Origin of the sequence: Phaeobacter sp. JH20_37 (assembly GCF_048056015.1) — a bacterium.
Classification (GTDB): domain Bacteria; phylum Pseudomonadota; class Alphaproteobacteria; order Rhodobacterales; family Rhodobacteraceae; genus Phaeobacter; species Phaeobacter bryozoorum.
On sequence record NZ_JAYMWW010000013.1, the window covers coordinates 1 to 24,714 of the forward strand.

Sequence of the window (24,714 nt, forward strand, 5' to 3'; positions counted from 1 at the left end):
ATTGACATGTACAGAATTCTGTGCATATATGTATGTCACACGAAGCGAGGCTCCCATGGATGTTATTACCTATACCGATGCACGCGCATCTCTGAAGGACGTTATGGATCGTGTTATCCACGATAACGTTGACGTCGTCGTAACCCGCAAGAAGCGCGAGGCCGTCGTGATGATGTCCTTGGATGAATACAACGCCATCCAGGAAACGCTTCACTTGCAGCGCAGCCCAGCGAATGCGCGCCGTCTTCAATCCTCCATCGCACAGCTTGATGCGGGCAACGGAACTGAGCGCGACATCGATCTGTGAAGCTGGTTTTCTCTGATAATGCCTGGGAGGACTATCTGTGGTGGCAGTCTCCGGGCAATGAAAAGGGGCTCGACCGTGTGAACGAGCTTCTCAAGGCGGCGGGAAGGATGCCCTTTAAGGGTATAGGCAAGCCCGAACCTCTCAAAGGCGATTTGAGCGGCTGGTGGTCCCGCCGGATCACCGCTGAACACAGGTTTGTTTATCGCGCCAGCGGCAAAGGTGATGGCCAGAGCTTGGAGATCGCCCAGTTGCGCTATCACTACTGATCGATCAGGCTCTTCGCTATCTGTTCAGTACCAGGCAAAAATATAGTTCACGGCCTTTGCTTTGACTGTTTGCATGGCTGTCCACTCTAAACCCGATGCTGATGTTGAGCGGCTTCCTCAAACAAATACGGCTATTGGCAACATTATGGCCCCCTGACCTGATGATTGTTTTACTGATGCGAGCAGGGGGATTTGTTGGTATCAGCGCCCAAGCCATTGAATAACGCGTACGAGGCCGTGCATGAACGCCGTTGAAATCGAAGAAGCCATCTCTCAACTGGCCGAACAACCGTTTGATGCAGTTGAATTTCCGTATGATTTCCTGCTCGCCTTCGGCAACAAGGAGACCACGCTCAAACGCCTTCGCTCAGGCACGTCGAACAAATCGGACCTGGACGGCGTACTGCAAACGAACAACATCCACCTGAAGTCCTGCGCGGCGGGCACCGTGTCTGCAACGCTGGCCGCGCTCAAGTCCAGCCCTGCCACCTCCAAAGCCAAGGCCAAATTCATCCTCGCCACCGATGGCCAGACGTTTGAGGCCGAGGACCTGACCAACGGCGACACCATCGCCTGCGACTTCAAAGATTTCCCGGATCACTTCGGTTTCTTCCTGCCTCTTGCGGGTATCTCGACCGTCAAACAAATCCGCGAAAGCTCGTTTGACATCAAGGCCACGGGCCGCCTCAACCGCCTCTATGTCGAGCTTTTGAAAACCAACCCCGATTGGGGCACGGCAGAGCGCCGCCATGACATGAACCACTTCATGGCGCGGTTGATCTTTCTCTTCTTCGCCGAAGACACCTCAATCCTGAACGGCGAAGACCTGTTCACCGCCACCGTCACGCAGATGTCGGACAAAGACAGCTCGAACACGCACGAAGTGATTGCTGAATTGTTCCGCGCGATGAACACCAAGATCGAGGACCGCTCCACCGCAAACCTCCCCCGTTGGGCCGACACCTTCCCTTACGTGAACGGCGGGCTTTTCTCGGGCAGCACCGAGGCCCCCAAATTCTCCAAGATCGCGCGCAGCTACCTTCTGCACATCGGCTCGCTCGACTGGACCAAGATCAATCCTGATATCTTCGGCTCCATGATCCAGGCCGTGGCCGATGATGAGGAGCGCGGCGCGTTAGGGATGCACTATACCTCTGTGCCCAATATCCTGAAGGTGCTAAACCCGCTCTTCCTCGATGACTTGAATGCCCAGCTTGAGGCGGCGGGGGAAAACAAACGCAAGCTCGACAATTTGCGCAAACGCATCTCGAAAATCCGCGTCTTCGATCCTGCTTGCGGGTCGGGCAACTTCCTTGTCATCGCCTATAAGGAAATGCGCGCCATCGAGGCCAAGATCAACGCCTATTGCGGCGAGCCCGATCGGCGCACGGATATCCCGCTGACGAACTATCGCGGGATTGAGCTACGCGATTTTCCGGCCGAGATCGCCCGCCTTGCGCTGATCATCGCGGAATACCAATGCGACGTGACCTATCGCGGGCACAAGGACGCGCTGGCCGCCTTCCTACCCTTGGATGCGGAGAACTGGATCACCCAAGGCAACGCCCTGCGCCTCGACTGGTTGACCGTCTGCCCACCGACGAGCCAAAAGGTCGATATGCGCGGCGAAGACCTGTTCATGTCTCCGCTTGAAAAGGCCCAGATCGATTTCAAGAACGAGGGCGGCGAGACCTATATTTGTGGTAACCCACCGTATATAGGTGATAAAAACCAATCGGCTGAACAAAAAAGCGATCTGAAACTCCTGGCCAGTGGCCAGAGAAACTCAAAAGCAATCGACTATGTTGTTGGTTGGATGTGGAAGGCGTCAGAGTACATAAAGCTGGGTGGGGCATTCGCATTTGTGACAACAAATTCGATTTGCCAAGGCATCCAAGTCCCGCTGATTTGGCCCAGAATTTTTGAGAACGGCCAAGAGCTGTTTTTTGCGCACAGAAGCTTCTATTGGCGCAACAGTGCCAGCAATAATGCTAATGTAATCTGCGTAATTGTTGGTGTTCGGAACTGCATGAGCGGGAAAAAGTCCATTTTTGATGGAAGCATCGAAAAGCAGGCAGACAACATAAATGCTTATCTTGTCGATGGACCGAATGTTATTGTTCAAAAGCACTCCACCTCGATCTCAGATCTTCCGGCGATCGTTGCTGGGAACATTCCGCGCGACAAAGCGAACTTAATGCTTACGTCAGACGAGAAAGAGCGTTTGATAGCTGATGACCCCGAAGTGTCACAGATCGTTCGAAAAATATTGGGTTCGAAAGAATTCATCAACGGACTTGAACGGTTCTGTCTCTGGATACCTGATCAACTGGCAGACATTGCCTACGAAAACACGGTTATTCGCGAGCGCTTAGATCGGATTGTTGAATACAGGGAAAATGGAAGTGAGCGGGGAAAACTTGGAGTTGCGACTCCGCACCGTTTTGAGAGAACAATTGTTGGCGAAAAAAATGCCATCATAATACCCCGGGTCTCCTCTGAACGACGTGAGTATCTTCCTGCTGGCCTTCTCGATAGTTCGACAATAATCTCCGATGCGGCGCAGGCGATTTACGATGCTCCGCTGTACACTTTTGCTGTTATTAGCTCTCGGATGCACATCGCATGGACTGGTTTGACAGCCGGTAGGATGAAGTCAGACTTCAGATATTCGGCGGGAGTTTGCTATAACAGCTTCCCAGTCCCCAAACTGACCGAGAAAAACAAAGCGGACCTGACCCGCTGCGCCGAGGATATCCTGCTGGCCCGCGAGGCGCATTTTCCCGCCACCATCGCCGACCTCTACAAACCCGACGCCATGCCCGAAAACCTGCGGCAAGCCCACGACCGCAACGACGAAGTCCTAGAACGCATCTACATAGGCCGCCGCTTCCGCAACGACACAGAGCGGCTGGAGAAGCTGTTTGAGCTCTACACCAAGATGACGACAAAGGTGGCGGTATGATCGAAGCAGTCTTTGGTTTGGTTGGCGTCGTCGTCGGGAGTTTTTTGACCATCGCGAAGGATGGGTTTGCATCGTGGAAACAGCGCAGGCGAGAGGGATCATATGCGGCGATCCGCCTGGTCTGTATCCTTCACGAATACGCCGACAAATGCGTCGATGTGGTGCAAGATGACGGAACCAGTTATGGTCAACCGGCAGGGCGGACAGACGATGGGGAGGAGTACTATGTTGCGCAAGTTCGACAACCTGCACCACCCGAGTTTCCAGACGACATCGCCTGGCGGAGTTTGCCCGAAGGCCTGATGCATCAAATTCTGGGCCTGCCGAACAAAGCGCGGACGACTGACCGCTATATTGACGGTCAATCAGAGTATGCAGCCACTCCGCCGGACTATTCGGAGTTTTTTGAAGCCCGCCAAGAGGGGTATGCAAAGCTCGGTTACGATGCACTATGTCTCGCTGAGCAACTGTCGGAACGGTATCGGATCAAAGCCGTACACAAGGCAAACTTGGGGTCCGAATGGGATCCAAAAGCATTTATGGCTGAAAAGATTAAGTTTTTTGAAGAGCAAAGAGCTGAGATGAGGCGGCGATTTGAGCAGTCAGCAGGCGATTTGCAGCCAATTTTAGGAAGCCGCAATGTCGAATAAAAAATCTGTTCCCTCCGTTTCCGTCACCTACGCGCGGAACCGCAGTTCGACCACCTCGAATGAGCTGGGCATGCGCAAGATGCAAGAGCGCGCCTATGAGATGCGGGGCGAGCAGTATCTGCTAATCAAGTCGCCGCCCGCTTCGGGGAAATCGCGGGCGCTGATGTTCATTGCGCTCGATAAGCTACACAATCAGAGTTTGAAACAAGCCATCGTCGTGGTGCCGGAAAAATCCATCGGGTCGAGCTTCAACGATGAGCCACTGAGCAAGTTTGGTTTTTGGGCCGATTGGCACGTCGCGCCGCAATGGAACCTGTGCAACGCACCTGGTGGTGATGACGGCAAGGTTGGTGCTGTTGGGCGTTTTCTGGAAAGCGATGATCAGGTGCTGGTCTGCACCCACGCGACCTTCCGCTTCGCTGTCGACAAGTTCGGGGTCGAGGCCTTTGACGATCGGGTGATTGCAGTGGACGAATTCCACCACGTATCGGCCAATCCCGACAACAAGCTCGGCGCGCATCTGGGCGCGTTCATTGCCCGCGACAAGGTGCATCTGGTCGCGATGACGGGGTCCTACTTCCGCGGCGATGCCGAAGCCGTTTTGTCCCCCGAGGACGAAGCTCGGTTCGAGACGGTCACCTACACCTACTACGCGCAGCTCAATGGCTATGAGCATCTGAAGACGCTTGATATCGGCTATTTCTTTTACACCGGGTCCTATGCTGACAGCATTTTAGAGGTTCTGGACCCAAACGAGAAAACCATCGTCCACATCCCGAATGTGAATTCCCGCGAAAGCACCAAGGACAAGCACAAGGAAGTCGAACACATCATCGACAGCCTAGGTGAATGGAAAGGCCTCGACCCTGAGACGGGTTTCCAGCTGGTAGAGACGTCCGAGGGTCGCGTGTTGCGCATTGCCGATCTGGTCGATGATGAGACGGCAAAGCGCGACAAGGTGGCGAGTGCCCTGAAGGACCCGGCGCATAAGAACGACCGCGACCACGTGGATATCATCATCGCACTAGGGATGGCGAAGGAAGGGTTTGACTGGATCTGGTGTGAGCATGCCTTGACCGTTGGTTATCGAGCGAGTTTGACTGAAATCGTGCAAATCATCGGCCGCGCGACCCGCGACGCAGAAGGCAAGACCAAGGCGCGCTTCACCAACCTGATCGCCGAACCCGATGCGGGTGAAGAGGTTGTGACGGAAGCGGTCAACGACACGCTCAAAGCCATCGCGGCAAGCCTGCTGATGGAACAGGTCTTGGCCCCTCGCTTCAACTTCACGCCCAAGACGCCGACGAGCGGACCCGTCGAAGGGTTTGACTACGGTGAAGGCGGCTATGATCCGAACAAGGAGAACGTCGGGTTTGATGCGGCCACAGGGCAAATCCAGATGGAAATCAAAGGCCTTGCTGAACCCAAAAGCGAATTCGCACGGCGAATTTGTAATGAGGATCTGAACGAGGTAATCACGGCATTCGTTCAGGACAAAACGACTATTGAACGTGGGCTCTTTGACGAAGAGATGGTCCCCGAAGAGCTCACGCAAGTGCGAATGGGCAAGATTGTCGGTACCAAGTTTCCAGAACTTGATGCGGAAGACCAAGAGGCTGTACGCCAGCATGCGATCGCGGCTCTGAATCTCACCCAGAAAGCGAAAGAAATCGCACTGTCAGGTGCAGATGCGGATGAAACTGGTGGGAATACAGCTTTGATCGATGGAGTGCGCAAATTTGCGATGGATGTACGTGAGTTGGATATCGATTTGATTGATCGGATCAACCCGTTCGGCGAGGCCTATTCCATCCTCGCGAAGACAATGAGCGAAGACAGCCTCAAACAGGTTCAAGCAGTCATATCGGCGAAAAAAGTAAAGCTTTCGCCAGATGAGGCCCGCGACTTGGCCAAACGTGCAGTCAAGTTCAAGCATGAGCGTGGGCGGTTGCCATCGATCACATCTGCGGATGCTTGGGAAAAGAAAATGGCTGAAGGTGTCGCATTCCTTGCGCGCATGAAGCAGGAGGCTGCAAATGGCTAAAGGTTTCACCGACGAGGATGATGCGCTGCTCGCGGAACTTGGTGTGGAAATCGAGACCAAGAAGGTTGCCGCACGTACTCCGCAAGTGGAGCGTATCATTGCAGGATTTGAAGAAATCCAGCGGTTTGTAGACCAGAATGGGCGAGTCCCAGGCCACGGCGAGGACAAAGATATCTTTGAACGCCTTTATGCAACCCGGCTTGAACGTCTGCGTGAGCTGGGTAGTGGCAGAGATTTGATTTCAGGCATGGACCATCAAGGGCTTCTGGGCGCTGAAAATTCAGCCGAAGAAGCTGATCTCGAAAACCTTGATGATGATGCATTGCTGGCGGAGCTTGGCATCGACGCAGAGATGCCATCCATTTCGGAATTGAAACACGTTCGCTCGACGTCAGAAAAAAAGGCCGCAGAGGAAGTCGCAGGGCGGGAAAAATGTGAAGATTTCAACACCTTTAAACCGCTCTTTGAGCAGATCCAGAAGGAGCTGGATTCTGGCCTAAGGGAAACACGCAAGTTTGAGCTTAAGGCTGAAATCGAACCAGGCCGTTTCTTTGTCGTCGGAGGGCAAAAAGCCTATGTCGCGGAAATGGGCGAAATAGAGCTTACGGACCATGGCCGAACAGATTCACGCCTGCGGGTCATTTTCGACAACGGCACGCAAAGCAAGATGCTCATGCGGTCGCTTCAACGCGCACTCAATGCTGATGGGGATGCTGGGCGCAGGATAACAGAGCCGAATGCAGGCCCGCTATTTTCCGATGAAACCGCTGAAGGTGATGAAGCGAGCGGAACAATTTATGTTTTGCGAAGTCGTTCGGAGCATCCTTTAGTCGCTGCAAACCGTGAACTTGTTCACAAGATTGGAGTGACTAGTAATGATGTTGAGAAGCGCATTTCTGGCGCGCACCTCCAACCAACATTCCTGATGGCCAAGGTCGACGTTGTGGCTACCTACCGACTTTACAATATAAATAGAACCAAGCTAGAGAACCTTCTGCACAGGATCTTCGCGCCGGCGCAGTTGGACATCGAAATTCCTGATCGACTTGGGCGCCCTATATGTCCCAAGGAGTGGTTTATGGTACCACTTTTTGTGATTGAGGAAGCCATTGAACGTATCAAAGATGGCTCGATAGCTCAGTACGTGTACAATCCGAAAAATGCGACGTTGGAATTGCTCAAATCCACCTCCTAGAAAGCTGCTGTTTTCTGCTTCATGCGACTGCCGAATGGAAGCGGGCCAAAATTAAGCCAAGGTCTCTGCATCAAAGGATGATAGATCGTATCACCGAGCGTCAGCTTTTCCGAAACAGGCCCAAATAGTCTCGCATGTGCAGCATTGTTGGCCAGGTCCTTCTGTCTACTTCCGCTTCGGGCTGCCTGGCGTCGTCTGGTAGAAGCGTCCTGGTGAAGTTTCGCTGCAATCCTGTCGCCGCATCGCCGCAAGGCGGCTCTGAGCCCTGAGCAGCCTGTCGCTTTGTTGACAGCAAGCAGAATAAGCTTTTGCTTGTACTGCAACAACAACCATTGGAAGCTTACATGAAACCGACGTTTTCTATCTTTTTTGCAGTGGCAAGTTGTCTCGCCTTGCCCACTTTTGCAGACACCAAAGTTACGGAGCGGCAAGCCTCATTCGGGGAATGTAGAGCCTACCTGCAAGCACTTGCAGGCGCACTAGCCGGAAAACTCGCCAAGTATAGTGAAGAGACCAGCACAGTTTTGGAAAGTTCGTTCGAAAGCAAGGATGGAACGATAAAATATACCATCACTTGTCTGGCGAATGAACAAAAGATGGTCATTCGAGAAGAAGCAAGCTGAAAGGCAGCTAAGTCCCGCATCCCGTCCGTTCGATGATAGTAGGTAGCTGCACCTGCGGCGAAGGTCTGTTCCTGCCATCGCTCATGCAGCATTGGATCGCCGCCCGACTGCCAGACCCCGAGATTTTGCAAAGGTCGCTTCCTGCGCGTCGCTGACGTCTACACTGATCGCAGTATCGCCTGGATCAATTGTACAGGCTTGAAGGTCCGCTTTCAGGAGACCTTTCGCGCTCGCAGCGGCCCCTGCGCTGCGCCCTGCCTGAATGTCGTGATTGGGCTGCCTGTTGTCTTCGGATACCTAGAGGGCTTGGTGATCTTGCTGCAGGCCGCCTGCCGCACCGCCGCAGGTCAGCTCGAAGCCCGTTGCTACTGGTCGTCGACTTGGTAGTCTGTCTCCATGAACACACTTACGACTCAGGTTGCTTCAGATGTAGAAAACGACTCTCTGATCCTCGAAGTCCTCAGCGAAGACGGTGAATGCCTGGTGATAGTTGAGCGGCTAGATTCAGATAGAAAGCTGCGTTTCCAAATGTTCACGGAGTTTTTGGATGCCGCATGTGTGCAAGAGATTTTGGAGATCGCAATAAAAGAACTTCAAGCGTTCGAAGATGGAACGGCGCTGTCGGAAGCAAAGCGGGATTTCAGTTTCAAATTGACTTCAGACAGCAGCTAAGTCCGCCCCCCTTCCATTCGATGATGGTTGGCGGCTGCACTCGCGGCGAAGGTCAGCTTTTCCTCGTGCGGCTGCGGCATCGATCGCTCGTCATGGCACCAGATCCGTCGACTTTGCAAAGGTCTCTATCTGCGCTCCGCTGCCTCCGGTGCAACCCGCAGCATCCCGTGATGCAGCTCGGCCCTGCCGAGCGTCCGCTTCCGGGAAATTGACCATGAAATTTTGCACCAGCAGCATCTTTGGCGCGGCACCACTTATCTACGACCGCTTTGGGCTGCCTTGCGTCGTCTGGTAGAAGCATCCTGGTGAAGTTTCGCAGCAACCCTGCCGCCGCATCGCCGCAAGGCGGCTCTGAGCCCAGTCGGTCATTGTGGGTTTTGTCTGCGCGCGCTCGCAGCGGAAGAAATGCTGCATGCGCTTGAAATCTAGCGCTGTTATGCGGCGATGAAACCGGCCATTTGTGCGGCGCGCAGCGAGGCAGGAACGGTCAATTCACCAGGAGCGGGACTAAACAGACCTTTGCCAGCTTTTGCTCTTGCGGAAAGCGGAGAGACAGAATGGGGTGCTCCTTGAACAGCAAGTGCCGCTGCAAATCCGATAGTTACTCGTTGGCACCGCAGCCTTCCTGCAGGAAGTCACGGATCAGGGACTGGAACAGCGCCGGTTTTTCCAGATGCACCGCATGGGCGGCACCGGGCACCACGGACAGGCGCACGTTCGGCAGGTTGGTCCACAGCGATTCCACCTGCGGCCAGCGGTAGGAGCGGTCGGAATCGCCCCAGACCACCAGCGTCGGCATGGTCAGCCGCGGCAGCGCGTGTCGGCCGTCCCAGCCAGCCATCGCCTCCAGCGCGGCCAAAGCGGCCTGCGGGCTGGCTTCTGCGCCGATTTGCGTCAGCAACGGATAGCCCCGCGCGGTGTCTCCGGCCTTGAACCAGGTTGCCCCGATGCGCGCGATGGTTTTTGCGACGCCGTCGGCAAGCAGTCTTTCTCGCGAAACCGTGATGGGTTCGAACCGGTCCGGCATCAGGCCCAGCGGGCCGGTTCCATAGAGGATCAGCTTCTGCACCGCCGCCGGCCGGGCGGCGGCCATTTCCTGGGCGATCATGCCGCCCATCGAATGGCCCATCAGGATGAACTCCGCAACGTTCAGGCTGTCGAGAAGAGTGAGTACGGCCTCTGCCATTGCGGCGATAGTGATGCAGCCTGGCAGGTCGGCAGCGGCGCCAAAGCCTGGAAGGTTGGGCGCGATGACGTCGTACTCGCCGCTGAAGGCGTCGATCTCGCTTTGCCACTGAGCGGCGGCGCCCAGGTATCCATGCACCAGCACCAGAACCGGGCCGGATCCGGCACGCAGATAGGGGAGAGTCAACATCAGCGCATCTGCTCCGGCAGCCACAGCGCCACGTCGGGCGCCAGAATGAGGATGGAGATGAGCAGGATCATGGCGGCGATGAAGGGCAGGCAGCCCATGATCACGTCGCCGATGCTCACCTGTTCGCGGCCGATGGCCTGGATCACATAGAGGTTCAGTCCCACTGGCGGTGTCAGCACCGCGATTTCCATGGTGATGGTGTAAACAACGCCGAACCAGATCAGATCGAACCCGGCTGCATCCATCAGCGGGTAGATGGTCGGCAGCGTGATGAAGGTCATCGATACCGGTTCCAGGAACATGCCAAGCACGATGTAGAACACCAGCACGATGGCCAGGACCGTGTAGGGCGACAGCTCAAACGACAGGAACAGATCGGTGAACTGCTGCGGCACCCGGTAGTAGGTCAGCACGAAGCCGAACAGCACCCCGGCCGACAACAGCAGCCCAAGGTAGCCCATGGTGCGCATGGTGGCAAAGATGGCGCCCTTGAAGCCCTGCCAGTTGAGGTCGCCGACCGAGAAGGCCAGCACCACGGTCAGGAGCGCGGCAACGGCCGCGGCCTCGGTCGGGGTGGCAATGCCTGCGTAGATCGCGACAGTGATCACCAATCCAATCAGAATGACGGGGCCGATGGTGCTGAGGATCATCTTCAGCGGCATCTTCGGGGCGTCTTCGCTACCGGGGATGTCCTCGGGCTTCATCATGCCCCAGATCAGCACCACCACCACAAAGCTGGAGACCAGGATCAGTCCGGGGATGACGCCTGCGATGAACAAATCACCGATGCTTTGGTCTGTCACGATGCCATAAAAGAGCAGGATCAGGCTGGGCGGGATCAGCACCGACAGTGTGCCGCCTGCCGCCAGCACTCCGCTGGACAGGCGCTTGCCGTAACCCAGCCGCAGCATTTCCGGCAGCGCGACGCCGCCGATTGTGAGCGCCCCCACCATCGAGGAGCCGCAGACCGCCCCGAAACCGGCGCTGGCCCCGATGGAGCCATAGGCGGCAGAGCCCTTGATCCGGACACCCTGATGCAGGAACTGGTAGAGGTTAGGTCCGATGCTGGAGCGTCCGATCAGTTCACCCAGGAAGACAAACAGCGGCACTGCCAGCAGGATGTAGTCGATCCAGACGCCCCAGAGCTTCAGCTCAGACGAGACGATGGAGGTTTCCCAGCCCTGGATCTGCCAGAGGAACGGCAGCGAGGCCGCCGCCAGGGCAAAGGGGATGGGCAGGCCGATGGTGATGAACATCATCAGCAGGCCCAGCAGGCCAAGGCCGACAGTATACCATTCCATTAGAGGTCTCCCGACGGGGCCGGAGTGCGGATCAGGCGGATCAGGCGCAATGCGGCATAAAGTGAGAACAGCACCAGCGCGGTGGCGCCGGGGGCCCAGAACGCATAGCGGGGCCAGTGCAGGATTTCGGAGGCAACGCCGGAGTTGAAGGAGCGGATCGTGGCGCTGACCCCGGCATAGGCAAAGAAACTGCCGACCCCCAGCATCAGCATATGGTTCACGATATCCAGCAGCCGCCGGGCGCTGGGGCGGAGCAGCTCCGTGATCATCGTGACCTTGGGAAAGGCGTCTTCGCGCAGGGCATAGGCGAGGCCGGCAAAGGCGACCGGAAACAGCAGCAGGGCTGTGGCTTCGGTCACCATCCGGTCGGGTTTTCCCAGGCCGTAGCGCACAAAGACACCGTAGGAGATCCACAGCATCTGAACCAGAACCACAGCGGCGCCCGCTCCGGCCAGCCAGACGACTGCGCGTTCCACGGCCCGGATCAGGCGGTCTAGACCGTCATCCATGACAGGGCTCCTTGTTGGAGGTGTTCAGTTCCCGGCGGCGGGCATCGGCCGCACCGCCGGGCCGGGGGGGAGCCTTAGGGCGCGTGGCTGGCCAGCAGGGAGCGGATGCTGTCGGCCATTTCCGCGCCGCAGGCTTCGTTCACCGTTTCATCCCATTTGGGCTTGACGCTGGCGATCAGGGCTTCGCGCTGGTCATCGGAAATGGACACTGCGGCACCGCCGCCCTGCATCACCGCATTGCCGACCTGCTGGTCGACCCAGGCCTCATAGCGCGGCTGCAGCCATTCCTCGGTCTCGGCCGCCGCGGCCGTCAGCGCCGCCTGCTCATCCGCGGTCAGAGCGTCGAACTTGTTCTTGTTCATCATGTACTGGATGTTGCCATAGAACAGGTTGGCGTTGACCATATAGGGCATCACGGTCCACAGCTTCCAGGAGCTGTAGGTAGCAACCCCCATGTTGATGCCGTCCACGACACCGCGTTCGGCCGACTGGAACACTTCCTTGGGCGCCACGAACACCGGCTCGCCGCCCCAGGTCTCGATCATCATGCTGACCAGCGGCCCGATGGAGCGCACCAGCTTGCCGTTCAGGTTGCCGATGTCGCTGATCGGCTCCTCGAACCACCATTCCTGATCGTAGGAATAGTTCGAGTTGAACAGCGGCACCAGACCGGCGTTTGCGGCCTCATCGCGGATCAGCTCAGCATAGGCGGCATCGAGGCCGGTCTGGTCTTCCAGGCTGACCTCGGCCGGATACAGCGACGTGACCGCGTAGCAAGGCAGGCGGTTGTCGGCGTTGATCCAGCTGATGTCGGAGACGCCGCCCTGAACGGAATCCACGCCCTCGGACCAGCCGTGCAGCGTGGCCGAAGGGAACACCTCAACCTTGACGGAGCCGCCGGTTTTTTCCGCGACGAGGTCCGCGAAATGGGTGAAGCCCTGATAGCGGATGTCGGATTCGTTCACATAGGTGCTGAGGCGCAGCGTGGTCTCGGCGGAGGCCGCGCCTGCGGCCAGGGCAGCCGCCAGGGCAACTGCGGATGTTGTCGTTCTGATCATTTGTTCCTCCCTTGAAACTCGGGCTTCATGGCGGCTCTCAAGGACGCCGGACCCGTGGCTCCCCCTTTTGGTGATTTTGGCCTGAGGCCCGGGATGCCTGTAGGGAAGGCTAGGTGCTGCCGTGCGGGGTTGGCCAACTCAAAAAATACATTAAACTATTCGAAAAACGCATAGATGTTTGTTTCCAGTATCTTGCTGCTGGGCTGGAGGGGCAATTGGATATCAACTGGCTGCGGGACTTTACCTGCCTGGCGCGGACGCTGAATTTCACCCGCGCCGCGGAAGAGCGGAATATCACCCAGTCGGCCTTCAGCCGGCGGATCAAATCGCTGGAGATCTGGATGGGGGTGCCGCTGATAAAACGCTCCAGCTACCCGGTGCAGCTGTCTGAGGCGGGCCAGCAGTTTCTGCCGGTAGCGCTGGAGCTGATTGCGAACCTCACCGACATCCGTCAGACCCTGCGGGCGCAGGAGCAGGGCAGCACCGCGTTTCAGCGCGTCGCGGTGCTGCATACGATCTCGGTCAACTACCTGTCGCTGCGCATTGCCGAACTGGAGGACAGCATTCCGAACCTGCGGGTGCGGATCTATTCCGACAACCTGCGCACCTGCTGCCAGCTGCTGTCGGAAGGCACCTGCGATTTCCTGCTGTATTACCGGCACAAGGACGTGCAGCCGGTGTTCGACGAGGCACAATTCGCGCGCAAGGACATCGGCACCGAGCTGATGCTGCCGGTGGCAGAGGCCGCCGCGGCCAGGGCTGGGGGGTGGGATCTGGACCGGGGCGGGCGCGGGCCGTTTCCCTATCTCGGTTATGATCCAAGCAGTTTCCTGGGATCGGTGGTTGACCAGACCATCGGCAGCCGCACGCCTCCGTTGTCGCTGCGCTATATGGATGCGCTGACCGAAGCCATCAAACGCCGGATGCTGTCCGGCAGCGGCATCGCCTGGCTGCCCGAAAGCGTGGTGGCGGCGGAACTGGCTGCAGGCCGTGTGGTTCAGGTTGGCGGCCCTGTCTGGCAGGCGCAGCTGACCCTGTCGCTGTTCTGCTCGCTTGAACGCCTGGACAAGACCGGGCTGCAGGTTTGGGACGCGTTATGACAGGCCGGGGCAGTCCGCCGCATCGCCCAGCAGGCGCCAGACCGCTTCCTGCTGACGGCTGCCGCGCCCGGCGAGGCGGATCATCACCACGCTCAGCTCTTCCGCGGGCAGGCCGGGCACCTGCTGCAGGCGGGCGGCGTCAAGATGCGGCTTGACCAGGCTCAGCGGCAGCCAGGCAACGCCGATCCCGTCCAGCGCATATTCGCAAGCCGCCAGCGTCAGCGCGGTTTCGGCCTTGGGCAGCAGCACGGTGCCGTCCGGCAGCCGGGGGTGAATTGCCTGGCTTGCCACCCGGCCAAGAAATACATCGGACGGGTAGGTGATCGCGGGGATTTCGGTTTGCTCCATCGCGGCCATAAGGGCGGGCGCGGCAACCGGCACCAGATGGTCGGTGCCCAATGCCCGGGTGCCGAAGGCCTCGGGCAGCGCAAGGTTTCCGCCGCCGATCCAGTCATATGCGACGGCGAAGTCGGCATCGCCAGACAGCAGCTGCATCAGGCAGGCATCGCGGTTGCCGGAGCGCACCCGCACCGGCTGGTCCTGCGCGGCGGTCAGCAGTTTCACGATCCAGGGGGATATGGTTGCCGTGATCGCGTGCTGGCAGGCAAAGGCAACGCCGCGGCCGCCGCTCTCGGCTGAGACCTTCAGGTCGTGCTTCAGGCGGCGCAGGCGGGCGCTGAGCTCGCGCAGTTCGGGCTCCATCGCCATGACGCCGGGCAAGATTGTCACCGGCTTGCGGGAGCGGTCGAACAGTTGAGCGCCAAGGCGGGTTTCGATGCCGCGCACCCGTCGGGTGAAGGCGGGCTGGGTCAGCAGGCGCTGCTCTGCCGCGCGTGCCAAGGAGCCGGTGTCAATTACCGCAAGTATGTCGTCGATCCAGTCCAGCTGCATGGCGGCAGATTAGGTGGAAAATGCCATAACATGCAAGATCGGCAATTTTAGCTGCGGATTTTGCATTAGTTTACTGTGTTGAGGCTGGGTAACTTGCAGAAAATCCACATTAGGAGAGTCCCATGCACCTTGCCCGCTTCCCCCGCCGTTTCATCGCGCATCTGCCCACGCCGCTTGAGCGGCTCGACCGCCTGAGCAAGGAGCTGGGCGGGCCCGAGATCTGGATCAAGCGGGACGATTGCACCGGGCTGTCCACCGGCGGCAATAAAACCCGCAAGCTGGAATTCCTGATGGCAGAGGCGGAGCTGCAGGGAGCCGATATGGTGATGACCCAGGGTGCCACCCAATCGAACCATGCCCGCCAGACTGCGGCCTTTGCGGCCAAGCTGGGCCTCGATTGCCATATCCTGCTGGAGGACCGCACCGGCTCGAACAACGCGAATTACAACAACAACGGCAACGTGCTGCTGGACCACCTGCATGGCGCCACCACCGAAAAACGTCCGGGTGGTCTGGACATGAATGCGGAAATGGAGGCCGTGGCCGAGAAATTCCGCGCCGATGGCAGAAAGGTCTATACGATCCCCGGCGGCGGCTCCAACGCCACGGGCGCACTGGGCTATGTGAACTGCGCCTTTGAGATCCTGCAGCAGGCCAATGCCGGCGGGCTGAAGATCGACCATATCGTTCATGCCACCGGCTCTGCCGGAACCCAGGCGGGGCTGATCACCGGCCTGAAGGCGATGAACGCGCAGATCCCGCTCCTGGGTATCGGTGTCCGGGCGCCGAAGCCGAAACAGGAAGAGAACGTCTATAACCTGGCCTGCGCCACGGCGGAGAAGCTGGGCTGCGGCGGCATCGTGCAGCGCGAAGATGTGGTGGCCAACACGGATTATGTCGGCGAGGGTTATGGCATCCCGACCGAAGGCGGTCTGGAGGCGATCCGGATGTTTGCCGAGCTGGAGGCGATCCTGCTTGATCCGGTCTACTCCGCCAAAGGGGCTGCGGGCTTCATTGACCTGATCCGCAAGGGGCATTTCAAGAAGGGCCAGCGGGTGGTCTTCCTGCATACCGGCGGTGCGGCGGCACTGTTCGGATATGATGCCGCCTTTGACCATAAGGCCCGCTGGACATCCTGATCCGCGTTCTTCTGTGCGGCCTGCCCTCTTAGGGTCGCACATTCTCTGTAGAATGCCATGCCTGGCCCATGACCGGGGCCAGTGCGTGCATTTGCACTTCCGATTGAGGAGAGGCCAATGATTTCGGCGATCAAACCGCGCTGGGACAGCCACTTTGGCGGCATACTGCTCGTCTGCGTGATCGCCGCCGCCGCAACCTTTCTGTCAGAACACTATGGCGCGCCTGCCATGCTGTTTGCGCTGCTGATCGGGATGGCCTTCCATTTCCTGAACAGCGACCCGGCGTTTTCACCCGGTCTGGACTTTTCCGCAAAGACCCTGCTGCGCGTTGGTGTTGCTCTGCTGGGGCTGAGACTGAGCATCGGCGACGTGGAGAGCGTGGGGCTGGGCGCTGTCGCCGCGGTGGCCGGTTTCGTCATTGCCACCCTCGCCTGGGGGGCGGCCCTGTCCTTCCTGTTCGGCCGCCGCCTTGCCTTCGGCCTTCTCGCAGGTGGAGCCGTGGCGATATGCGGGGCCTCCGCCGCGCTGGCCATTGCCTCCGTTCTGCCGCCGCGCAGCGGCCGCGAGCAGGACACCCTGTTTGTCGTGATCGGCGTTACCGCCCTTTCGACCATCGCCATGATTGTCTATCCGGTCCTCTTTGCGGCCGTCGGGATGAGCGACCTGGAAAGCGGTTTCCTGATTGGCGCCACCATTCACGATGTCGCCCAGGTGGTCGGGGCTGGCTATTCCATCAGCGAAGAGGCCGGGGTCATTGCCACCTTTGTGAAAATGGTCAGGGTGGCTTTGCTGCCCGTGGTGATGCTTCTTGTCATGGCCAGCTTCCGCGGCGCACAAGCGCAAAAACTGTCGCTGCCGTGGTTCCTTGTTCTGTTCATTGTCCTGGCGGTTCTTGCAAACACCGTTTCAGTGCCGCAGGCAATTACCGAAGCGGCAGGCGCCCTGTCGCGCTGGTGCCTGGTTATCGCCATCTCGGCACTTGGCGTGAAGACCAGCCTCTCCACGATCCTCAAGGTGAAACCCAGCTACGGAATTATCCTTCTGGCCGAGACGCTGTTTCTTCTAGCCCTGGCGGTCGCTTTTGTCATGGGCTTGGGTTTGTAAGCGTGGGTGGTCGAGGGCTAGCGGAAAGCTTCTAAACCCGAACGACCGCTGCAACGACACGCGCTGCATCGCAACGATGGACGCGCTGTGTGCGCGAACAGATGCCGCGTCAACAATTGTCTTATTTCCAATGTCTGTTTTGTCCCGCATCCCGTTCGTTCGATGATGGTTAGCGGCTGCACGTGCGGCGAAGGTCTGTTCCTGCCATCGCTCATGCAGCATGGGATCGCCGCCCGACTGCCAGCCCCCGAGACTTTGCAAAGGTCGCTTCCTGCGCTTTGCTGTCTCTGGCAACCGTCCAGCTGCGCCCGAGTGGGGGAGGCTTAAGTGGCCTTTTGAGCAAGGCACCCGTTCCACAAAACAAGACACCCGCTCCACAAAAAAGGACCGGAGCGCTGCGCCGGTCCTTTCCTTTTGCTCGTCCGTTGACCTGTGGCGGTTTAGGCCAGCATCATCATCGGGTTTTCAAGGTTGTCCTTGATCGCGTTCAGCAGTTCGGCGCCAAGTGCGCCGTCGATGACGCGGTGGTCGACGGACATGGTCACCGACATGACGGTGGCCACGGCCAGTTCGCCATCCGCACCGACAACCGGTTTCTTCACCCCTGCGCCGACGGCAAGGATGCCTGCATGCGGCGGGTTCACGATGGCGTCGAAATTGTCGATGCCGAACATGCCGAGGTTGGAGATCGCAAAGCTGCCGCCCTGATATTCATGCGGCGCAAGCTTGCGGTCGCGGGCGCGTTTGGCGAGGTCTTTCATCTCCGTCGACAGCGTCGAGAGTGATTTGGTCTCGCTGTTTTGCAGAACGGGTGTGAACAGGCCGCCTTCGATCGCGACGGCAACCGCCACATCGGAGGCCTCCATCTTCAGTACGCGGTCACCGGCCCAGACGGCATTGGCATCCGGCACGGCCTGCAGCGCCAGGGCGCAGGCCTTGATGATGAAGTCGTTGACCGAGAGTTTGACGCCACGGCCCTCGAGCTGTTTGTTCAGCTCGCCGCGGAATTTCAGCAGCGCATCCAGCTGGATGTCGCGGCGCAGGTAGAAATGCGGCACCGTCTGCTTGGCCTCGGTGAGGCGGGCGGCGATGGTCTTGCGCATGCCGTCCAGTTTGACCTCCTCATAGCTGCGGCCTTCGTACATGCGGGCGACCTGATCGGCGGAGGGGCCTGTGGCGGCGGCGGCTGCGGCAGGGGCTGCGGCGGCTGCCGGAGTGGCTGCTGCCGGGGCGGCGGCGGCCTGTGGTTTGGCGTTTTCCACATCGGCCTTCACGATGCGGCCACGGGGGCCGGAGCCGGAGATGGCGGCCAGATCCAGCCCTTTGTCAGCCGCGATACGGCGCGCCAGGGGCGATGCAAAGATGCGGTTGCCATCGGCGCCCTGCGGGGCTGCGGGCGCGGGTGTTGCCGCAGCGGCGGCCTCTGCCGGCGCCGGGGAAGAGGCCGGGGCGGCTTCCTCGGACGCCGCCGGGGCGGCCTCGTCTGCCGCGGCGGTGGGGGCAGCCGGGGTGGCGCCGATGTCGTCGGCGCTTTCGCCCTCTTCCAGCAGCACGGCGATGGGGCTGTTGACCTTCACGCCTTCGCTGCCTTCGGGGATCAGGATCTTGCCGATCACCCCTTCGTCGACGGCTTCGAATTCCATCGTCGCCTTGTCGGTTTCAATCTCTGCCAGCAGGTCGCCGGAGGCGACGGTGTCGCCTTCCTTCACGAGCCATTTGGCAAGGGTGCCTTCCTCCATGGTGGGAGAGAGGGCGGGCATCAGGATTTCTGTGGGCATCGCTGTCTCTCCTTACCGGTAGGTCACTTGTTTCACCGCTTCGATCACCTCATCGGTGGTGACCAGCGCGTGTTTTTCGAGATTGGCGGCATAGGGCATGGGCACGTCCTTGCCGGTGCAGGTGATCACCGGGGCATCGAGGTAATCAAAGGCCTCCTGCATCACCACAGAGGAGATATAGCTGCCAACAGAGCCCTGCGGCCAGCCTTCCTCGACGGTGACCAGACGGTTGGTCTTCATCACCGATTTGATGATGGAGCCGGTGTCCATCGGGCGCAGGGTGCGCAGGTCGATGACCTCGGCGCTGATGCCATCCTCGGCCAGTTTCTCCGCCGCTTCCAGCGCATAGGTCATGCCGATGCCAAAGGAGACGATGGTGACGTCAGTGCCTTCCCGCCAGATCCGGGCCTTGCCAAAGGGAACGGTGTAATCATCCAGCTTCGGCACTTCAAAGGATTTGCCGTAGAGGATCTCGTTCTCGAGGAAGATCACCGGGTTGTTGTCGCGGATCGCGGTTTTCATCAGACCCTTGGCGTCGGAGGCGGAGTAGGGCATCGCCACCTTCAGGCCGGGGATCTGCATGTACCAGGCGGCGTAATCCTGGCTGTGCTGCGCGCCCACGCGGGCAGCGGCACCGTTGGGGCCACGGAACACCATCGGTGCCCCCATCTGACCGCCGGACATATAGAGCGTCTTGGCGGCAGAGTTGATGATGTGGTCAATCGCCTGCATGGCGAAGTTGAAGGTCATGAACTCCACAATCGGGCGCAGACCGCCAAATGCCGCACCGGTGGCGATGCCGGCAAAACCATGTTCGGTGATCGGGGTGTCGATCACGCGCTTGGAGCCGAATTCGTCCAACAGACCCTGAGAGATCTTATAGGCACCCTGATATTCGGCGACTTCCTCGCCCATCAGGAAGACATCGCCGTCGCGGCGCATTTCCTCGGCCATGGCGTCGCGCAGGGCTTCGCGGACCGTGGTCTGCACCACTTCGGTGCCCTCGGGCCAGTCCGGGGTGGTGTCCACCTCGGGTGCGGCGGGGGCTGCGGCAGCAGCGGCGGCGGTTGCGGGCGCCGCAGGTGCCTCTGCCGCCGGCGCTTCGCTTGTGGAGGGCGCGGATGCTGCGGGGGCCGCATCGGGGTCGTAGCTTTCGCCCTCTTCCAGCAGCACGGCGATCGGGCTGTTGACCTTTACGTTCTCGGTGCCTTCACCGATCAGGATCTTGCCGATGACGCCTTCGTCAACGGCTTCGAATTCCATCGTCGCCTTGTCGGTTTCGATCTCGGCCAGAATATCGCCGGAATTTACGGTATCGCCCTCTTTGACCAGCCATTTGGCCAGGGTGCCTTCCTCCATGGTCGGCGACAGGGCGGGCATCAGGATTTCAGTTGCCATATCGTATTACGTCCCCTCAGGCGGTTTCTTGCGGCAGCTCATCCGCATAAATATCGGTCCAGAGTTCATCGAGCGCCGGTTCCGGGCTCTCCTTGGCGAAGTCTGCGGATTTGTTGACGATGTCCTTGATCTCTTTGTCGATCACCTTGAGGTCGTCCTCGCTTGCATGTTTGCCGGTGAGCAGCATGTCGCGGACCTGTTCGATGGGATCGCGTTCCTCGCGCATTTTCTGCACCTCTTCGCGGGTGCGGTACTTGGCGGGGTCGGACATGGAGTGGCCACGGTAGCGGTAGGTCTTGACCTCAAGGATATAGGGGCCTTTGCCTGCGCGGCAGTGGGCGACGGCGCGTTCGCCGGCCTCTTTCACGGCCAGCACATCCATGCCGTCCACTTCCTCGCCCTTGATGCCGTAGGCTTCGCCGCGTTTCCACAGGGCGGGGGATTTGGTCGAGCGCTGCACCGAGGTGCCCATGGCGTATTGGTTGTTCTCGATCACGAAGACGACCGGCAGATCCCAGAGCTGGGCCATGTTGTAGGTCTCGTAGACCTGACCCTGGTTGGCGGCGCCATCACCGAAATAGGCGAATGTCACGCGGTCGTTGCCTTTGTATTTGTCGGAGAAGGCGAGGCCTGCGCCCAGTGGCACCTGCGCGCCGACGATGCCGTGGCCGCCGTAGAAGTGTTTCTCTTTCGAGAACATGTGCATCGAGCCGCCTTTGCCCTTTGAGTAGCCGCCTTCGCGGCCGGTCAGCTCGGCCATGACGCCGTTGGGGTCCATGCCACAGGCCAGCATATGGCCGTGGTCGCGGTAGGAGGTGACGCGTTTGTCGCCCTCTTCGGCGGCGGCCTCAAGGCCGACAACAACCGCTTCCTGTCCGATGTAGAGATGGCAGAAGCCGCCAATCAGACCCATGCCATAGAGCTGGCCTGCCTTTTCCTCGAATCGCCGGATCAGCAGCATCTCGCGGTAGTACTCGAGTAGCTCTTCGGCAGAAACGTTTGGTTTCTTGACACTTTTTCTCGCAGCCATAGTGGCGGGCTCCCCCTTAAGGCTAGATAGTTTAATGCTAAACTAGTTCATAATGGATTTTGTTACGTCATGCGAGTGTTATTATGACGTGCCGTCACCAAGGGGTAAAGGCGATGGTGTTTCACCAGTGTTTCAGCGGTGTACCGGGGCGTTGACCTGAGGGCTGATCGGGGGCTGGCCTGCGGCGTGGGGTATCGGCTGGCACTGCGCGGCGCAGCCTCGCGCCCGCCGGACAGCAAAACGCCCGCGAGCGAGGCTGCGGGCGGTCACATGTTTCAGAGCGGTCTGCGCCGGGGCGGCTGTTTAGCGGATGACGATTTCATCCGAGCGCAGCAAGCCCAGGACGGAGCGGGCCTGTTCATCCAGCAGGTCCAGATCGAGGTAATCATCGGACAGCCGGTGGGTGAGGTTCTCCATCTGCGCGGTCTCACGCTTCAGCTGGTCGAGATCCTGACGCAGCGCTTCCACTTCGGCCTGGATCTCGACCCGCCTGAACAACCCGAAATCCCCCTGCACGGCAGCGAAGGTGAAATATGCGCTCAGCGCGAATGCAATCGTGGAAAAGACGAATGCACCCAGAGAGGGTCGATTGGTTCGGGTCACGGTGATGGCCTGTATGATCTGCTGCTCAAGTCTCGCGCCGGTTTACCCAGCGTCTTCAACAATACTGCCACAGGCATCATGGTTTGTGAAAGGTGAAAATTGTTAATTATGAACATTCTGACGCAAAAACGCACCCCAACCGGATGGCAGGGGTGCGGGGTGTTAACAAGTGGTTAACGGATCTTGCGGGTCACCGCGATCTTAACCTTTTGGCGGCGATACCGGCCTCCGGCCTGCGACAGGTGGCAGATTCGGCTCAGCCCTCCAGTGCGGCGACGCCGGGCAGGGTCTTGCCCTCCATCCATTCCAGGAAGGCACCGCCCGCGGTGGAGATATAGGTGAAATCAGCCGCGGCCCCGGCCTGATTGAGGGCCGCAACGGTATCACCGCCCCCCGCGACGCTGACCAGCGCACCGGATCTGGTCAGCGCGGCGGCCTGTTGTGCGGCGGCATTGGTGGCAGCATCGAAGGGCGCGATTTCAAAGGCGCCCATGGGGCCGTTCCAGATCAGCGTTTTGGAGGCGGAGAGCGTATCGGCGACGGCAGCGACAGTCTGCGGGCCTGCGTCGAGGATCATCGCATCTGCGGGGCAGGCGTCGGCGGCGACGGTTTCATTGTCGGCCCCGGCCTTGAATTCGCGTGCGACGACGACGTCGACGGGCAGGATGATCTTGCAGCCTGCGGCCTCGGCTTTGGTCAGGATCTCGCGGGCGGTGTCGGCCATATCGTGCTCGCAAAGCGATTTGCTTACATCAATGCCCTGTGCGGCGAGAAAGGTATTGGCCATGCCGCCACCGATCACCAGATTGTCGACCTTGCCGACGAGGTTGCCCAGCAGTTCCAGTTTGGTGGAGACCTTGGCACCGCCAACCACGGCGGTGACCGGGCGCTGGGGTTGGCCGAGGGCTGCGTCAAGCGCTGTCAGCTCAGCCTCCATCAGGCGGCCAGCACAGGCGGGCAGCAGGCGGGCCAGCGCCTCGGTCGAGGCATGGGCGCGGTGGGCGGCGGAGAACGCATCGTTGCAATAGATATCGCCCAGCTGGGCCATCTCAGCCGCAAGAGCGGCGTCATTCTTCTCCTCGCCCGCGTGGAAGCGGGTGTTTTCCAGCAGCAGCACGGCACCTGCGGGCAGGCCCGCCAGCGCGGCCTCGGCGGCGGGGCCGCGACAATCGGCGGCAAAGGTCACCGGCGCGTCGAAGGCGGCTTCCAGGGCGGGCACCAGCGGGCGCAGCGACATCTCTGCGACAACCTTGCCCTTGGGGCGGCCGAAATGGGCCAGCAGAATCGGGGTGCCGCCCTTGGCGAGGATATCCTTGACCGTTGGGGCGACGCGCTGAATGCGGGTGTCATCGGTGACGCGGCCATCCTCGACCGGGACATTGATATCGACGCGCACCAGAACGCGCTTGCCTGCCAGGTCCATCTTGTCGAGTGCGGTCCAGCCCATGATCATATCCTTCTGTTGGTCGCGTGTGTTGGTCGTGCTGTGCGAGGCCAGTCGCGCGGAGGCGGGCTGGCGCTGTTGGCGCGATGTTTCGGGGCTTTTTGCCGCCCAGTCAATGCTCCGTGACCAAAGCTCCCTTGGCAATCGGCGGCGCGGGCCTTAACTATCGGGCGAATGCAAAGCACAGGAGGGCCACATGGCCGAGATCAAGGATCCCGAAAACACCATCATCATGGAGCTGAAAGACGGCAAGGTGGTGATCGAGCTGCTGCCCGATGTGGCCCCCCAGCACAGCGCACGCATGAAAGAGCTGGCCCGTGGCGGTGAATATGACAATGTGGCGTTTCACCGGGTGATCGACGGCTTTATGGCGCAGACCGGCGACGTGCAGCACGGCGATATGGAAGACGGGTTCAACCTGCGCATGGCAGGCACCGGCGGCTCTGACCTGCCGAATGTGCCGGCGGAATTCTCCAAGCTGCCGCATGACCGTGGCACGCTGGGCGCGGCGCGCTCCGCCAACCCGGATTCGGCCAATTCGCAGTTCTTCATCAACTTCAAGGACAACCATTTCCTGAACGGTCAGTATACGGTCTATGGCCGCGTGATCGAAGGTATGGAACATGTCGATGCGATCACCCGTGGCGAGCCGCCTGCGAACCCCGACCGCATGATCAGCGTCAAGGTGGCAGCCGATGTATAAGCTGGCAGCGGTATTTGCGCTGATGGCGGGGCCTGCGCTGGCCAGCGGTCTGGAGATCGCGGTCGAAGGCGAGGGCGCCAATGGCACCATCAAGATCGACCTGTTCGAGGATGTGGCCCCCAAACATGTCGAGCAGATCACCGCGCTGGCAGCCGAGGGCAAATATGATGGCGTGGTGTTTCACCGCGTGATCGAAGGCTTTATGGCGCAGACCGGTGATGTGGAATTCGGCAAGCTGGGTGGCGATATGCGCCGCGCAGGCATGGGCGGTTCCGAGCGCTCGGACCTGCCGGCCGAATTCTCCGATCTGGAGTTTGATCGCGGTGTGGTCGGCATGGCCCGCTCGCAGGATCCCGACAGCGCCAATTCGCAGTTCTTCATCATGTTTGCGCCGGGGCATTTCCTCAATGGTCAGTACACCATTGTGGGCAAGGTGACCGAGGGCATGGATGTGGTTGACGCGATCAAGCGCGGCAGCAGCAGTCAGAACGGCGCCGTTGTCGGCCAGCCCGATGTGATGAAGACCGTCACAGTAACCGAGTGATCCTGCGATCCGGCC

General features: G+C 59.6%; 23 protein-coding genes. 13 read left to right on the plus strand and 10 right to left on the minus strand.

What is annotated here, in order from left to right:
• Positions 1-55 precede the first annotated feature (55 nt).
• The 8 genes from VWZ87_RS04940 to VWZ87_RS04975 all read left to right on the plus strand — a co-directional run bounded on the left by VWZ87_RS04940 (position 56) and on the right by VWZ87_RS04975 (position 8,722).
• Positions 56-307 (plus strand): type II toxin-antitoxin system Phd/YefM family antitoxin, encoded by a 252-nt coding sequence (locus tag VWZ87_RS04940; RefSeq protein WP_260098719.1) that lies wholly within the window; start codon positions 56-58, stop codon positions 305-307.
• Positions 304-573: a Txe/YoeB family addiction module toxin gene (locus tag VWZ87_RS04945; protein ID WP_416534820.1), complete on the plus strand. Its 270-nt coding sequence runs from the start codon at positions 304-306 to the stop codon at positions 571-573. The genes VWZ87_RS04940 and VWZ87_RS04945 overlap by 4 nt, the downstream gene beginning before the upstream one ends.
• A gap of 241 nt (positions 574-814) precedes the next feature.
• Entirely contained in the window at positions 815-3,538 is a 2,724-nt protein-coding gene (locus VWZ87_RS04950; RefSeq protein ID WP_416534821.1) for a class I SAM-dependent DNA methyltransferase, read from the plus strand.
• On the plus strand, positions 3,535-4,188 hold the full coding sequence (locus tag VWZ87_RS04955; protein WP_416534822.1) for a hypothetical protein: 654 nt from the start codon (positions 3,535-3,537) through the stop codon (positions 4,186-4,188). The genes VWZ87_RS04950 and VWZ87_RS04955 overlap by 4 nt, the downstream gene beginning before the upstream one ends.
• Complete coding sequence (locus VWZ87_RS04960) at positions 4,178-6,232, plus strand: pseudomurein-binding repeat-containing protein (protein WP_416534823.1); 2,055 nt, start codon at positions 4,178-4,180, stop codon at positions 6,230-6,232. The genes VWZ87_RS04955 and VWZ87_RS04960 overlap by 11 nt, the downstream gene beginning before the upstream one ends.
• On the plus strand, positions 6,225-7,427 hold the full coding sequence (locus VWZ87_RS04965) for a GIY-YIG nuclease family protein (RefSeq protein ID WP_416534824.1): 1,203 nt from the start codon (positions 6,225-6,227) through the stop codon (positions 7,425-7,427). The genes VWZ87_RS04960 and VWZ87_RS04965 overlap by 8 nt, the downstream gene beginning before the upstream one ends.
• A gap of 344 nt (positions 7,428-7,771) precedes the next feature.
• Entirely contained in the window at positions 7,772-8,050 is a 279-nt protein-coding gene (locus VWZ87_RS04970) for a hypothetical protein (protein ID WP_416534825.1), read from the plus strand.
• Positions 8,051-8,446: 396 nt separating this feature from the next.
• Complete coding sequence (locus VWZ87_RS04975; protein ID WP_416534826.1) at positions 8,447-8,722, plus strand: hypothetical protein; 276 nt, start codon at positions 8,447-8,449, stop codon at positions 8,720-8,722.
• 601 nt (positions 8,723-9,323) lie between these two features.
• Here the strand turns inward: VWZ87_RS04975 and VWZ87_RS04980 are convergent.
• From VWZ87_RS04980 to dctP, 4 genes are all read right to left on the minus strand, one after another.
• Positions 9,324-10,097, minus strand: a complete 774-nt coding sequence (locus VWZ87_RS04980) for an alpha/beta fold hydrolase (protein WP_416534827.1) — start codon at positions 10,095-10,097, stop codon at positions 9,324-9,326.
• Entirely contained in the window at positions 10,097-11,398 is a 1,302-nt protein-coding gene (locus VWZ87_RS04985) for a TRAP transporter large permease (protein WP_416534828.1), read from the minus strand. The genes VWZ87_RS04980 and VWZ87_RS04985 overlap by 1 nt, the downstream gene beginning before the upstream one ends.
• A complete protein-coding gene (locus VWZ87_RS04990; RefSeq protein WP_416534829.1) occupies positions 11,398-11,907 on the minus strand; it encodes a TRAP transporter small permease in 510 nt (169 codons plus the stop codon). Before VWZ87_RS04990 ends, VWZ87_RS04985 begins: the two co-directional genes overlap by 1 nt.
• A gap of 74 nt (positions 11,908-11,981) precedes the next feature.
• Entirely contained in the window at positions 11,982-12,965 is a 984-nt protein-coding gene (dctP, locus tag VWZ87_RS04995; protein ID WP_102855929.1) for a TRAP transporter substrate-binding protein DctP, read from the minus strand.
• 215 nt (positions 12,966-13,180) lie between these two features.
• On the opposite strand from dctP, the gene VWZ87_RS05000 reads away from it, so the two are divergent.
• The gene (locus VWZ87_RS05000) at positions 13,181-14,065 is read left to right on the plus strand and encodes a LysR family transcriptional regulator (RefSeq protein WP_102855928.1); all 885 of its coding nucleotides are present in this window, start codon (positions 13,181-13,183) and stop codon (positions 14,063-14,065) included.
• Here VWZ87_RS05000 and VWZ87_RS05005 read toward each other — a convergent pair.
• On the minus strand, positions 14,060-14,956 hold the full coding sequence (locus tag VWZ87_RS05005) for a LysR family transcriptional regulator (protein WP_416534830.1): 897 nt from the start codon (positions 14,954-14,956) through the stop codon (positions 14,060-14,062). The two genes, VWZ87_RS05000 and VWZ87_RS05005, sit on opposite strands and share 6 nt — an antisense overlap.
• Before the next feature lie 122 nt (positions 14,957-15,078).
• On the opposite strand from VWZ87_RS05005, the gene VWZ87_RS05010 reads away from it, so the two are divergent.
• The gene (locus VWZ87_RS05010; protein WP_416534831.1) at positions 15,079-16,095 is read left to right on the plus strand and encodes a D-cysteine desulfhydrase; all 1,017 of its coding nucleotides are present in this window, start codon (positions 15,079-15,081) and stop codon (positions 16,093-16,095) included.
• 117 nt (positions 16,096-16,212) lie between these two features.
• A complete protein-coding gene (locus VWZ87_RS05015) occupies positions 16,213-17,199 on the plus strand; it encodes a YeiH family protein (protein ID WP_102855925.1) in 987 nt (328 codons plus the stop codon).
• A 440-nt stretch (positions 17,200-17,639) separates the two neighbouring features.
• On the opposite strand, the gene VWZ87_RS05020 is transcribed toward VWZ87_RS05015, so the two are convergent.
• The 5 genes from VWZ87_RS05020 to VWZ87_RS05040 form a co-directional block, all read right to left on the minus strand.
• Positions 17,640-18,977: a pyruvate dehydrogenase complex dihydrolipoamide acetyltransferase gene (locus VWZ87_RS05020; RefSeq protein WP_416534832.1), complete on the minus strand. Its 1,338-nt coding sequence runs from the start codon at positions 18,975-18,977 to the stop codon at positions 17,640-17,642.
• A gap of 12 nt (positions 18,978-18,989) precedes the next feature.
• A complete protein-coding gene (locus tag VWZ87_RS05025) occupies positions 18,990-20,375 on the minus strand; it encodes a pyruvate dehydrogenase complex E1 component subunit beta (protein WP_340545753.1) in 1,386 nt (461 codons plus the stop codon).
• A gap of 16 nt (positions 20,376-20,391) precedes the next feature.
• Positions 20,392-21,405, minus strand: coding sequence for a pyruvate dehydrogenase (acetyl-transferring) E1 component subunit alpha (gene pdhA / locus VWZ87_RS05030; RefSeq protein WP_340545752.1), 1,014 nt, complete (start codon positions 21,403-21,405; stop codon positions 20,392-20,394).
• A gap of 303 nt (positions 21,406-21,708) precedes the next feature.
• Positions 21,709-22,008, minus strand: coding sequence for an FtsB family cell division protein (locus VWZ87_RS05035; protein WP_340545751.1), 300 nt, complete (start codon positions 22,006-22,008; stop codon positions 21,709-21,711).
• 256 nt (positions 22,009-22,264) lie between these two features.
• Positions 22,265-23,455 (minus strand): phosphoglycerate kinase, encoded by a 1,191-nt coding sequence (locus VWZ87_RS05040; protein ID WP_416534833.1) that lies wholly within the window; start codon positions 23,453-23,455, stop codon positions 22,265-22,267.
• Positions 23,456-23,648: 193 nt separating this feature from the next.
• Between VWZ87_RS05040 and VWZ87_RS05045 the strand changes: the two genes are divergently transcribed.
• Together VWZ87_RS05045 and VWZ87_RS05050 are read left to right on the plus strand one after the other, a co-directional pair.
• Positions 23,649-24,155, plus strand: a complete 507-nt coding sequence (locus tag VWZ87_RS05045) for a peptidylprolyl isomerase (protein WP_340545749.1) — start codon at positions 23,649-23,651, stop codon at positions 24,153-24,155.
• Complete coding sequence (locus VWZ87_RS05050) at positions 24,148-24,699, plus strand: peptidylprolyl isomerase (RefSeq protein ID WP_340545748.1); 552 nt, start codon at positions 24,148-24,150, stop codon at positions 24,697-24,699. The genes VWZ87_RS05045 and VWZ87_RS05050 overlap by 8 nt, the downstream gene beginning before the upstream one ends.
• Positions 24,700-24,714 lie beyond the last annotated feature (15 nt).

Coding starts and splice junctions, on each gene's coding strand:
- VWZ87_RS05040 (WP_416534833.1), bottom strand. CDS start 23,455: ATGGGCTGGACCGCACTCGACAAGATGGACCTGGCAGGCAAGCGCGTT.
- VWZ87_RS05020 (WP_416534832.1), bottom strand. CDS start 18,977: ATGCCCACAGAAATCCTGATGCCCGCCCTCTCTCCCACCATGGAGGAA.
- VWZ87_RS04940 (WP_260098719.1), top strand. CDS start 56: ATGGATGTTATTACCTATACCGATGCACGCGCATCTCTGAAGGACGTT.
- pdhA (WP_340545752.1), bottom strand. CDS start 21,405: ATGGCTGCGAGAAAAAGTGTCAAGAAACCAAACGTTTCTGCCGAAGAG.
- VWZ87_RS04980 (WP_416534827.1), bottom strand. CDS start 10,097: ATGTTGACTCTCCCCTATCTGCGTGCCGGATCCGGCCCGGTTCTGGTG.
- dctP (WP_102855929.1), bottom strand. CDS start 12,965: ATGATCAGAACGACAACATCCGCAGTTGCCCTGGCGGCTGCCCTGGCC.
- VWZ87_RS04970 (WP_416534825.1), top strand. CDS start 7,772: ATGAAACCGACGTTTTCTATCTTTTTTGCAGTGGCAAGTTGTCTCGCC.
- VWZ87_RS05010 (WP_416534831.1), top strand. CDS start 15,079: ATGCACCTTGCCCGCTTCCCCCGCCGTTTCATCGCGCATCTGCCCACG.
- VWZ87_RS05025 (WP_340545753.1), bottom strand. CDS start 20,375: ATGGCAACTGAAATCCTGATGCCCGCCCTGTCGCCGACCATGGAGGAA.
- VWZ87_RS05045 (WP_340545749.1), top strand. CDS start 23,649: ATGGCCGAGATCAAGGATCCCGAAAACACCATCATCATGGAGCTGAAA.
- VWZ87_RS04955 (WP_416534822.1), top strand. CDS start 3,535: ATGATCGAAGCAGTCTTTGGTTTGGTTGGCGTCGTCGTCGGGAGTTTT.
- VWZ87_RS05050 (WP_340545748.1), top strand. CDS start 24,148: ATGTATAAGCTGGCAGCGGTATTTGCGCTGATGGCGGGGCCTGCGCTG.
- VWZ87_RS04975 (WP_416534826.1), top strand. CDS start 8,447: ATGAACACACTTACGACTCAGGTTGCTTCAGATGTAGAAAACGACTCT.
- VWZ87_RS05015 (WP_102855925.1), top strand. CDS start 16,213: ATGATTTCGGCGATCAAACCGCGCTGGGACAGCCACTTTGGCGGCATA.
- VWZ87_RS04950 (WP_416534821.1), top strand. CDS start 815: ATGAACGCCGTTGAAATCGAAGAAGCCATCTCTCAACTGGCCGAACAA.
- VWZ87_RS04965 (WP_416534824.1), top strand. CDS start 6,225: ATGGCTAAAGGTTTCACCGACGAGGATGATGCGCTGCTCGCGGAACTT.
- VWZ87_RS04990 (WP_416534829.1), bottom strand. CDS start 11,907: ATGGATGACGGTCTAGACCGCCTGATCCGGGCCGTGGAACGCGCAGTC.
- VWZ87_RS04960 (WP_416534823.1), top strand. CDS start 4,178: ATGTCGAATAAAAAATCTGTTCCCTCCGTTTCCGTCACCTACGCGCGG.
- VWZ87_RS05005 (WP_416534830.1), bottom strand. CDS start 14,956: ATGCAGCTGGACTGGATCGACGACATACTTGCGGTAATTGACACCGGC.
- VWZ87_RS04985 (WP_416534828.1), bottom strand. CDS start 11,398: ATGGAATGGTATACTGTCGGCCTTGGCCTGCTGGGCCTGCTGATGATG.